Origin of the sequence: Amycolatopsis sp. lyj-109 (assembly GCF_046548995.1) — a bacterium.
GTDB lineage: Bacteria > Actinomycetota > Actinomycetes > Mycobacteriales > Pseudonocardiaceae > Amycolatopsis.
Map to the genome: position 1 here is coordinate 48080 of NZ_JAJPWR010000021.1, position 9603 is coordinate 57682.

Here is a 9603-nt window from a genome sequence, read left to right on the forward strand (position 1 = left end):
GTTTCACCCCGTGGAACGACTTGGCTCAGCCGCCGAACATGACCTTCCATTCGTCGAGCGACCGCGGCCGGTAGACGAAGTTGCTGCGCTTGACCTCGGACAGCGCGGCCGACGGCTCGGCCGAGTACTGGTGCCCGGGGTAGACGACCGGGTCCCCGGGCAGGCCGGCGAGCGCCTGCAGGCTGCGGTAGATCTCGTCGGCGTCGCCGCCCGGGAAGTCGGTGCGGCCACAGCCTTCCAGGAAGAGCGTGTCGCCGGAGACGAGCTTGTCCTCGACCAGGAAGCACTGGCTGCCCGGCGTGTGCCCGGGCGTGTGCAGCAGCCGGATCGGGATGGCCCCGACTTCGAGGACGTCGTCGTGGTCGTGCGCGCGCAGGTCGGTGCCGGAGACGCCGGTGACCCGCTTGACCCACTCGGTCTCGGCGCCGTTGACGTGGATCGGCACCTGCTCGACGGCGAGGAGCTCGGCGATCCCGGGCAGGGAGAAGCCGAGCATCTCGCCGCCGACGTGATCGGGGTGGTGGTGGGTGGCCAGCACGCCGGTGAGCCGCATGCCGTCCTGCGCCAGGACGTCGAGGAGGTCCCGCACCGCGTAGGCGGGGTCGACGATGACGGCGTCGCCGGTTTCACGGTCGCCGATCAGGTAGGCGAAGTTCACCATCTGCGTCGCGACGGGGTCGCCGACGGCGAAGTCACGCCCGGCGAGCAGCTGCCGGAAGTAGAGCCGATCAGTCATGCCGGACACCCTACGGCGCACTCGATACCGGGGCGGCGGCCTGGGTGAGCGCGGCCAGGACGGCGGCCACCGCGGGCGGGTCCGGTGGGTCGCCGTAGGTGGCCGCGTGGATGCGGCGGTGGACGCCGGGGAGTTCGGTGGCGTGGATGCCGGGACGGCGGTGGGCTTCCAGCGCGAGCCCGGGCAGGATCGCGACGCCGAGGCCGGCGGCGACCAGGGACTGCACCACGACCATGTCGTCGCTGAGCGAGCCGAAGCGCGGGCTGAAACCCGCCCCCGCGCAGACGGCCGTCAGCTCCGCCCGGCACCGGTCGCACCCGCCGATCCAGGCGGAGCCGCGGTGGTCGGCCAGGCTTTCGCCCGGCCGACGGCTGATCAGGTGGATCGGGTCGTCGGCGAGGTGGCGGAAGCGGAATCCTTCCTCCTCGAGCGGGGCGCCGGCGTGCTGGAAGACGAGGGCGACGTCGATTTCGCCGCGGCGCAGCATGTCCAGTGCTTCCACGGGATGCCGGTCGACCAGGCTCAGCTCGAGCCCCGGGTGGTCCTGGGCCAGCGACGCGGCCGCTCTCGGCACGAGGGTGCTCAGCGCGGACGCGTTGGCGGCCAACCGGACGCGCCCGGCCCGCAGGCCGACCTGCGCGGCCAGCTCTTCGGCCGCCGCGTCCACGCGTCCGGCGATTTCGGCGGCGCGGTCGGCCAGCAGGCGGCCTTCCGGCGTCAGGCGGATTCCGCGGCCGGCCCGCTGCACGAGCCGGACGCCGGTGGCCGCTTCCAAGCGGGCCAGGTGGTGGCTCACCGACGGCTGCGAATAGTGGAGTTCCCGCGCTGCCTCGGTCACCGAGCCGTGCCGGGCCACCGCGGCCAGGACCTTGAGCTGGACCAGGTTCAGCATTCATCGAGAATATCAATGAGTCCTCGGCCCGATTGACATTGGACGTCATGTGATGTCCGGTCCATCCTGGTCCGGAGCAGCCGACCGAGGAGGACACGGACATGACCGGCAAGGTGACCTGCGACCTCACGATCACCCTCGACGGATACGCGGCCGGGCACCACCAGACCGAACAGCGCCCGTTCGGCGACGACGGTGGCGACGGCTGGGGCGACAAGCTGCACGCCTGGTACGGCGAAGGCCGCGACGAGCACCCGGCCGAGTTCGACCGGATGCTGACGGCCAAGGCGTTCATCATGGGGCGCAACATGTTCGGGCCGGTGCGGGGCGAGTGGGACCGGCCGTGGACGGGCTGGTGGGGCGACAACCCGCCCTACCACGGCCCGGTCTTCGTGCTCACCCACCACCCGCGCGAACCGCAGCCGATGGCGGGCGGCACCACCTTCCACTTCGTCACCGACGGCATCGAGGCGGCGATGGCCCGCGCGCGCGAAGCAGCCGGCGAGGGCGGGATCTCCGTCCACGGCGGCGCGACCACCGTCAACCAGTACCTCGCCGCGGGCCTGATCGACGAGCTGCGGCTGCACGTCGCGCCGTACACGCTCGGCGACGGCGTCCGGCTGTTCGACGGCGTCGGGCCGCTGAACCTGGAGCAGGTGGACTCGCGGGCGACGGCCTCGGTCACGCACCTGCGGTATCGCGTGCCCCGGTGAGGTCGCGGGCGCGGTTTTCGCACTCGGCGCGGTGGTCGTGGCCTTCGCGTCCAGGCTGCGCTGCTGTTCGACGGCTCCCTGCCGACCTCGGTCGGGCTGGGCATGTTCTCCGCCGAAGTGGACCGGGGCGTGCGCCGGCACCGGGAGCGCCCGGTTCGCCGCGGAGCCGCATCGCTGCTCGCTGCTCGCTGCTCGCTGCTCGCTGCTCGCTGCTCGCTGCTCGCTGCTCGCTGCGGGATCGTGCTGCATTCAGGCCGGAGTTGCCCGGCCGATACGCAACCTCCCCTCCCCCTCCCCCTCGCCCACCCACCCGCCGCCACCCGCTCACTCGCCGGTCACTCACCCACCTCCCCGTCCGCCAGCTCCCGCAGCACGTCCAGATGCCCCACATGCCGCGCCGTCTCCTGCACGACGTGCGCGACCACCCACCGCACCGTGAACTCCGACCGCCGCCGGGTCCGGTCGTCCGGGCCCAGCCCGCGCAGCGCCTTTTCCGCCCGCGCCCACTCCGCCTTGTACGCCGCCACCACCGACAGTGGGGTGTCGTCCGGGCCCACGTCCCAGCTCGGGTCCGGGCTTCCCACCCACAGCGACGGCACGTCCGCCCCGCCCGCCTCGATCGACAGCCACCAGCGCTCCACCGCCGTCAGGTGCTTCAGCACCCCCAGCGCGCTCATCCGCGGCGAAGCCGGCAGCGGTGTCGCCGCGGCCTGCGACGGCGACAACCCCGCCAGCTTGTTCACCGCCGTCGCGCGGAGGAACTGCAGGAAATCCAGCAACAGACGCAGCTCGTCGGCCGCCAGCGGGGCGGGCCACTGGCGGCGTGTTTTCGAACTCGTGTTCGACATGGCCGCACCGTACCGCACCGGTCCGACAAAACCGGTCCGGCGAATAGAGTGATCAGCATGTGGTGGGGACTGCTCTGCGCCCTGGGCGCGGCATGCGCGTACGGCGTGGCTTCGGTGATGCAGTCGGTCGCCGCACGGGCCACCGATACCGGGGCCGCCGGTGTCGACCCGAAACTGCTGGTCCGCGTGCTCGGCCAGTGGAAGTTCGTGCTCGGCCTCTTCCTCGACGTCCTCGGGTTCGTCGCGCAGATCGCCGCCCTGCACGTGCTGCCGCTGTTCGTCGTGCAGGCCGCGCTCGCCGCGAGCCTCGCCGTGACCGCCGTCGCCGCGCGGTTCCTCGGGGTGCGGCTCGGCAAGAGGGAGTGGGCTGCCATCGGGGTCGTGTGCGCCGGGCTCGCCCTGCTCGGCGCCGCCGCCGAAAGCGAGGGGTCCGATCCCGTCGGGCTCGGCTTCCGGCTCGTCCTGCTCGGCGCGGTCGCCGTCCTCGCGGTGGCCGGGATCGTCGCGGGCAAGGCGGGCCGCCGGATCCGGACGCCGGCGCTCGGGCTCGTCGCCGGGCTGTGCTTCGGTGTCGTCGCCATCGCCGGCCGGATCATCCCCAGCCTCGCGCCGCTCGACCTGCTCACCGATCCCGCGACCTACACCGTCGCGGTCGCGGGCGGGCTGGCGATGCTGTTCTACGCGACGGCGTTGCAGCGCGGCAGCGTCACCACCTCGACCGCGATGATGGTCCTCGGCGAGACCATCTTCCCCTCGCTGGTCGGCGTGCTGGCGCTCGGCGACCGCACCCGGCCCGGCTTCGCGGCCGTCGCCGTCGCCGGATTCGCCCTGGCCGTGGTGGCCGCGCTCGCGCTGGCCCGGTTCGGCGAACCGGCGACCGAATCGCGGACTGAGACGAAGCCGACCGTGTTCCCGTAACTTCTTTACTTAGACTAGCCTTACCTATCCCAGCTCTGGAGGGAGGCGCGGGTGAGCACGACGGGACGGCAGGTCCTCCGCCGGTCGATCGCCGGGCAACGACGATCGGTGGCGCTCGCGGCGCTGCTGACCGCGGGCCACCAAGGCGGCGAAGCACTGGTCCCGGTGGTGATCGGCGTGGTCATCGACCAGGCCGTCGCCGGCGGCTCGGTGGGCACGCTGCTGACCTGGCTGGCGGTGCTGGGCGTGCTCTTCGCCGCGCTGTCGACCAGCTACCGCCTGGGCGCCCGCTTCGGCGAGCGCGCCGCCGAACGCGCGGCCCACGACCTCCGCCTCGACGTCGGACGCCGGGTGCTGCACCCCGGCGGGGTGGCCGACTCCGGCACCCTCGCCGGCGAGCTGGTGAGCATCGGGACGTCGGACGCCAAGCGCGTCGGCACCGTCAACGGCGTCCTGCCCTTCGGCGTCGCGGGCCTGGCCGGGCTGCTGGTCAGCGCCGTCGCGCTGCTCACCATGTCGCTGCCACTCGGTCTGCTCGTGTTGCTCGGCACGCCGCCGATGCTGTACCTGGCGCACCTCATCGGGAAGCCCCTCGAGCGCCGCAGCGAGGCCGAGCAGGAGCGGTCGGCGTTCGCCTCCGGCGTCGCCACCGACCTGGTCGCCGGGCTGCGCGTGCTGAAGGGCGTCGGCGCCGAACGCGCCGCCGTCGACCGCTACCGCCGGACCAGCCAGGACTCGCTGCGGGCGACGCTGCGGGCGGCCCGCGCCCAGGCCTGGCACAACGGCGCGCTGCTGGCGCTCACCGGCATCTTCATCGCCGTGGTCGCCCTGGTCGGCGGCAACCTCGCCGCGGCGGGCGACATCAGCGTCGGCGACCTGGTCGCGGCGGTCGGGCTGGCGCAGTACCTGATCACGCCGTTCAGCATCTTCTCGTGGGTGAACGGCGAGCTCGCGCAGGGCCGGGCGTCGGCCGCGCGCATCGCCGACGTGCTGAACGCGCCCCCGGCCGTCGGCGCCGGGGACGCGAAGCTGCCGGTTCCGGCGGCCGGGCACGTGAAGCTGTCCGCGCTGAACCGCGGTGCCCTGCGCGACGTCGGCTTCGAAGCGCGGCCGGGCGAGCTGCTGGGTGTGGTGGCCACCGACCCGGCCGCCGCGACGGACCTCCTCGACTGCCTGGGCCGCGCCGCCGATCCCACGGGCGGCTCGGTGTCGGTCGACTCGATCGACCTGTCCACTGTGGACCCGAGCCGGGTGCGCGAGGTGGTGCTGGTCGCCGCGCACGACGCCGACCTGTTCGCCGGGACCGTCGCCGAGAACATCGAGACCGGGCCGAAGACGGCCGAGGCGATGACCGCGGCCGCCGTCGACGAGGTGGCGAGCGCGCTGCCCGACGGCGTCGCGACCGCCGTCACCGAACGCGGGCGGTCGCTCTCGGGCGGGCAGCGGCAGCGGGTCGCGCTCGCCCGGGCGCTCGCCGCCGACGCGCCGGTGCTGGTGCTGCACGACCCGACGACGGCCGTCGACACGGTCACCGAGGCCCGGATCGCCGCGGGTCTCGCCGAACTGCGGCGCGGCCGCACCACGATCCTCGTGACCACCAGCCCGGCGCTGCTGGCCGCCACCGACCGCGTCGTCCTGCTCGACGACGGGCGCGTCGCGGGTGAAGGCAGTCACGCCGAGCTGGCCGGGCGTCCCGACTACCGAGCGGCGGTGCTGTCATGACCCGCGAACTCCTCCCCGTGGCCGACGGACGGCGGATCCGCGCCGTCCTCGGCGAGCTCGTCGGCCGGGCGAAGGGCCGCGCGGCGGCCGCGTTCACGATGCTCTTCGCGGCCACCGCGATCGGCCTGGTGACCGCGCCGCTGCTCGGCCGGGTCGTCGACCTGGTCGCCACGCGGCAGCCGGCCGCCGAACTGGTCACCCCGATCGTGGGGCTGGTGCTCGTCGCGGTGGCGCAGGCGGTGGCGACCGCGATCGGCGTGTCGCTGGTGGCGCGGCTGGGCGAGACGATCCTGGCCGAGCTGCGCGAACGCTTCGTCGAACGCGCTCTCGGCCTGCCGCTCGAACAGCTCGAGCGCGCCGGGTCCGGCGATCTCACCGCCCGCGTGACGAACGACGTCTCGGTGGTCGCCGAAGGCGTCCGGCAGGCGCTGCCCGAGCTGGGGCGGTCGGTGCTGACGGTGGTGCTGACGTTCGGCGCGCTGGCCGTGCTGGACTGGCGGTTCCTGCTGGCCGCGCTGCTGGCCGTGCCGATCCAGCTGTGGACCGTGCGCTGGTACGTGCCGCGCGCGAAGCCGTTGTACGCCGCCCAGCGCGAGGCGGTCGGGACGCAACAGCAGCAGCTGCTCGACACCATCGGCGGCGCGAAGACGGTCCGGGCGTTCCGGCTGGCGGACACCCACCTTTCGCGCGTGCGCGAACGGTCCGATGCCGCTGTCTCGCTGGCGCTGCAGGGAATCCGGCTGGTGACGCGGTTCTACGCGCGGCTCAACCTGGCGGAGTTCGTCGGCTTGTCGGCGGTGCTGGCGCTGGGGTTCGTGCTGGTCGGCGCGGACGCGGTGACGGTCGGCGTCGCGACGGCGGCGGCCCTGTACTTCCACAGCCTGTTCGGCCCGATCACGACGGCGCTGGCGCTGGTCGACGACGCGCAGGCGGCCGCGGCCAGCCTCGCGCGGCTGATCGGCGTCGCCGACCTGCCTGCCGAAGCGTCGCCTTCGCAGCCGTCACGGCCGGTGGACGCGTCGGTGAAGACGGCCGGGATCGGTTACTCCTATGTGGACGGTCACTCGGTGCTGCGCGACGTCGACCTGGGGGTCGCACCCGGCGAGCGGGTGGCGCTGGTCGGCGCGAGCGGGGCCGGGAAGACGACGCTGGCCAAGCTGATCGCCGGCATCCACCGTCCGGACACCGGCTCGGTGACGCTCGGCGGCGTGTCGCTGGACGAGCTGGGACCGGAAGCCACCCGGCGGACGGTGGGGCTGATCAGCCAGGAGGTCCACGTCTTCGCCGGCACGCTGGCCGACGACCTGCGGCTCGCCCGCCCGTCGGCAACGGACGCCGAACTGCGGGCCGCGCTGGCCAAGGTGGGGGCGTTGACCTGGGCGTCGTCCCTGCCGGACGGGCTCGCGACGGTCGTCGGCGAAGGCGGTCATCAGCTGACGGTGACGCAGGCGCAGCAGCTGGCCCTGGTCCGGCTGGTGCTGGCGGACCCGCCGATCGCGATCCTCGACGAGGCCACGGCGGAGGCGGGCAGCGCGGGTTCACGCGTGTTGGAGTCGGCGGCTGCGGCAGCCCTGGAGGGACGGACCGCGCTGGTGGTGGCCCACCGCCTGACGCAGGCGGCGGCGTCGGACCGGATCGTGGTCCTCGACGAGGGAGCGGTCGTGGAGTCCGGAACCCACGACGACCTGGTCGCCGCCGGTGGTCGGTACGCGAAGCTGTGGGAGGCCTGGTCCGGTCAGCGCACCTGACCCACCGTGTCGTCCCTCCAATCACGCGTGTCGACCCTCCAGACACACGTGTCGTCCGCCGGGGCACGCGTGTCGTCCGTGCAGGTACGCGGAACTCACGTGTTTGAAGGGACGACTCACGTGATTGGGGAGTCGACTCGCGTGATTGAAGGGACGACACGCGTGACTGGGTGGACGACACGCCGGAAGCCGCAGGCTTCCGGCGTCTCGCGCGGGAGGGTGGTCAGGCGTCCATGGCGTCGGCCAGGGACTTCGGGCGCATGTCCGTCCAGTTCGCTTCGACGTGGTCCAGGCACTCCTGGCGGGAGGACGGGCCGAAGGCGACCGTCCAGCCGGCCGGGACGTCCGCGAACTCCGGCCACAGGCTGTGCTGGTTCTCGGCGTTCACCAGCACCAGGTACGTCCCGGCAGGGTCTTCGAACGGGTTGGTCACGGCAGGCCTCCTCAGGCGGTGATGTCCGTGCGGGCACCCTTCACCAGCGCGGTGAGCTTCTGGATGACCGGCGTGGCGAGCAGGTGGTTGAAGCGCGGCTCGGCCGACCAGTCGCCCAGCTGGTTCGCCTTGACCGCGGGCAGCTGGTTCCAGGTCGGGAACTGCGTCATCTGGGCGCGCGGCAGTGCGTACGAGCGCGAGTCGGTCAGGATCAGGTCGGCCGGGTACTTGCCCGCCTGCTCCCAGGACAGCTGCTCCCAGTAGTCCTCGCTGCCGCCGCCGGAGACGATGTCCAGGCCGAGTTCGCGGTAGTACGCGAGGTCGGCGAAGAAGTCCGGCTTGGCGATGTACAGGCCGTCCTTGTCGCCGTAGAGCACCAGGACCTTGAGTCCGGCCTTCTCCTTCGCCGCGGCCCGCAGGTCCTCGGACGCCTTGTCGAAGTCCGCCTTGGCCTGCTTCATGATCGCCGAGTCCGCGTCGCCGCCGAGGGCGACGGCCAGCTGCGCGTAGCGCTCGATCACCTTGGGCAGCGTGACCTTGTACTCCGAGAGCGCGACGATCGGCGCGACCTGCTGCACCTTGGGGCCGAGGTCGTCGGTGAGCACCCACATGTCCGTCGGCTTGGTGCCGGTCAGGCCGGTGACGACCAGGTCCGGCTTGAGCGCGGCGAACTTCTCCATGCTGAAGTCGTCCCAGGCGTTGCCGATCGAGGTGACGGCGTTCAGGTCGATGTTGCCGGCCTGGATCTCCTTGCCGCCGTCGGCCGTCTTCTGCGGGCCGAACACGCCGGCCGGGCGGACGCCGTAGTCCCAGAGCGCGGCGGCCGAGCTGGCGTAGGCCACCACCCGCGCCGGACGCTGGTCGCGCGACGCCTTCTGGCCGCGGTCGTCGGTGAACTCCCACGGGCCGGTGGCGGCGCCCGCCGCGGGCTTGTCGCCGCTGCCGCACGCGGTGAGGACCGCGGTGGCGGCCAGGCCACCCGCCCCGATCAGGAATCCACGCCGGCTGAGCCCGGCAGCGCCTTGGAACACGGACATGAGCACCTTTCAAGGCTTTGGGGGTCCGGGTGGCGGAGCCCCCGGCCGGGCCGAAGGCCCGAATGTCACAGCAGACCAGTAACTTAGGCACACCTTATTTAGGTTAGCCTGTCAAAAGCAACTGCCTGGACTGTGCTGTGTCAGCGACCACGGCCGGACAGCTGCGCCATGGCGCCCGGGACCGGCTCGGCCGGGTCGTGGCCCAGGTGGACCTGCCGGTTGTCCGCGTCCACGTGCACCACCCGCGGCCGGTGCCCGGCGCGCTCGGCCTCCTCCACCTGCGCGTAGGTGATGATGATGACGAGGTCGCCGGGGTGCACGAGGTGCGCCGCCGCCCCGTTGACGCCGATCACGCCGGACCCCGGCTCGCCGGTGATGGCGTAGGTCTCCAGCCGGGCGCCGTTGGTGATGTCGACGACCTGGACCTGCTCCCCCTCGACGATGTCCGCGGCGGCCATCAGCTCCGCGTCGATGGTCAGCGAACCGACGTAGTGCAGGTCGGCCTGGGTGACGGTGGCGCGGTGGATCTTGGCGTTCATCAGGGTGCGGTGCACGT

Annotated in this window: 10 protein-coding genes; 4 read left to right on the top strand and 6 right to left on the bottom strand. The window is 72.8% G+C overall.

What is annotated here, in order from left to right; all coding sequences use genetic code 11:
- Positions 1–25 precede the first annotated feature (25 nt).
- Both ACLJQF_RS36480 and ACLJQF_RS36485 read right to left on the bottom strand, forming a co-directional pair.
- Entirely contained in the window at positions 26–736 is a 711-nt protein-coding gene (locus ACLJQF_RS36480; RefSeq protein WP_410614828.1) for an MBL fold metallo-hydrolase, read from the bottom strand.
- Between the two features lie 10 nt (positions 737–746).
- Complete coding sequence (locus ACLJQF_RS36485) at positions 747–1628, bottom strand: LysR family transcriptional regulator (RefSeq protein ID WP_410614829.1); 882 nt, start codon at positions 1626–1628, stop codon at positions 747–749.
- Positions 1629–1729: 101 nt separating this feature from the next.
- Between ACLJQF_RS36485 and ACLJQF_RS36490 the strand changes: the two genes are divergently transcribed.
- Positions 1730–2341 carry a dihydrofolate reductase family protein gene (locus ACLJQF_RS36490; RefSeq protein ID WP_410614830.1) on the top strand — a complete coding sequence of 204 codons (612 nt, stop codon included), beginning with the start codon at positions 1730–1732 and terminating at the stop codon, positions 2339–2341.
- 335 nt (positions 2342–2676) lie between these two features.
- Here ACLJQF_RS36490 and ACLJQF_RS36495 read toward each other — a convergent pair whose 3' ends face one another.
- Positions 2677–3189: a DinB family protein gene (locus ACLJQF_RS36495; RefSeq protein WP_410614831.1), complete on the bottom strand. Its 513-nt coding sequence runs from the start codon at positions 3187–3189 to the stop codon at positions 2677–2679.
- Between the two features lie 57 nt (positions 3190–3246).
- Between ACLJQF_RS36495 and ACLJQF_RS36500 the strand changes: the two genes are divergently transcribed.
- The 3 genes from ACLJQF_RS36500 to ACLJQF_RS36510 are packed head-to-tail and all read left to right on the top strand — an operon-like array spanning position 3247 to position 7577.
- Positions 3247–4107 carry a hypothetical protein gene (locus tag ACLJQF_RS36500; protein ID WP_410614832.1) on the top strand — a complete coding sequence of 287 codons (861 nt, stop codon included), beginning with the start codon at positions 3247–3249 and terminating at the stop codon, positions 4105–4107.
- Positions 4108–4158: 51 nt separating this feature from the next.
- Positions 4159–5829 (top strand): ABC transporter ATP-binding protein, encoded by a 1671-nt coding sequence (locus ACLJQF_RS36505; protein ID WP_410614833.1) that lies wholly within the window; start codon positions 4159–4161, stop codon positions 5827–5829.
- On the top strand, positions 5826–7577 hold the full coding sequence (locus ACLJQF_RS36510) for an ABC transporter ATP-binding protein (RefSeq protein WP_410614834.1): 1752 nt from the start codon (positions 5826–5828) through the stop codon (positions 7575–7577). Before ACLJQF_RS36505 ends, ACLJQF_RS36510 begins: the two co-directional genes overlap by 4 nt.
- A gap of 223 nt (positions 7578–7800) precedes the next feature.
- Here the strand turns inward: ACLJQF_RS36510 and ACLJQF_RS36515 are convergent, their stop codons facing one another.
- The 3 genes from ACLJQF_RS36515 to panD form a co-directional block, all read right to left on the bottom strand.
- Entirely contained in the window at positions 7801–8010 is a 210-nt protein-coding gene (locus ACLJQF_RS36515) for an MbtH family protein (protein WP_410594715.1), read from the bottom strand.
- An 11-nt stretch (positions 8011–8021) separates the two neighbouring features.
- A complete protein-coding gene (locus ACLJQF_RS36520; RefSeq protein WP_410614835.1) occupies positions 8022–9047 on the bottom strand; it encodes an ABC transporter substrate-binding protein in 1026 nt (341 codons plus the stop codon).
- 140 nt (positions 9048–9187) lie between these two features.
- A complete protein-coding gene (gene panD / locus ACLJQF_RS36525) occupies positions 9188–9601 on the bottom strand; it encodes an aspartate 1-decarboxylase (protein WP_410614836.1) in 414 nt (137 codons plus the stop codon).
- Positions 9602–9603: the final 2 nt, after the last annotated feature.